1 protein-coding gene is annotated in these 972 nt (G+C 74.7%); it reads left to right on the top strand.

What is annotated here, in order from left to right:
• Positions 1-972: FAD-linked oxidase C-terminal domain-containing protein (locus G3I19_RS36620; protein WP_239075067.1), on the top strand; the 972-nt coding region annotated here is incomplete at both ends.

Genomic DNA, 972 nt, shown 5'->3' with positions numbered 1-972 from the left:
ACGCGACCGTGCGGGCGGCCGACGCGCTGGACGCGCTGGTCATCGACGACCCGGCGGCCCAGCGCACCCTGTGGCGCATCCGCGAGGACGCGAGCGGCACCGCGACCCGCACCATGGACGGCGCGGAGGCATGGCCCGGCTGGGAGGACTGCGCGGTGCCGCCCGCCCGGCTCGGCGCGTATCTGCGGGAGTTCCGCGCGCTGCTCGCCGCACACGGGCTGCGCGGCACACCGTACGGCCACTTCGGGGACGGCTGTATCCACGTACGGATCGACTTCGACCTGCTCACCCCGGGCGGCGTCGCCCGCTTCCGTGCCTTCTCGGATGAGATGGCCGCGCTGGTCGTCGCGCACGGCGGCTCCCTGTCCGGCGAACACGGCGACGGGCAGGCCCGCGCCGAGCTGCTCCCGAAGATGTACGGGGACGAACTGGTCGCCCTCTTCGGCCGGTTCAAGGACGTCTGGGACCCGGCGGGCGGCCTGAACCCCGGGATGCTCGCCCGTCCGCACCGCCTGGACGAGAACCTCCGCTTCGCGGTGCTGCCCCGCGAGCCGGTGGACGTGGAGTTCGGCTACCCGCACGACAAGGGTGACTTCTCGGCCGCCGTGCGCCGCTGTGTGGGCGTCGCCAAGTGCCGTACGGAGACGGCGTCCGGGGCCGGCGTCATGTGCCCGTCGTTCCGCGCGACCGGCGACGAGCAGCACTCCACGCGCGGGCGCGCCCGGCTGCTGCACGAGATGCTCGCGGGCGAGGTCGTCACCGACGGCTGGCGCTCGGAGGAAGTGCGCGACGCCCTCGACCTCTGCCTCTCCTGCAAGGGCTGCCGCAGCGACTGCCCGGTCGGCGTCGACATGGCCACGTACAAGGCGGAGTTCCTGCACCACCACTACGCGGGCCGCCGCAGGCCCGCCGCGCACTACGCGATGGGCCGGCTGCCGCGCTGGCTGCGCGCGGCCGCGCCGTACGCCCGCG

Source organism: Streptomyces sp. SID10853 (genome assembly GCF_010548145.1).
In the GTDB taxonomy this organism is placed as follows: domain Bacteria; phylum Actinomycetota; class Actinomycetes; order Streptomycetales; family Streptomycetaceae; genus Streptomyces.
This window is presented reverse-complemented; position numbering and strand designations above follow the sequence as displayed.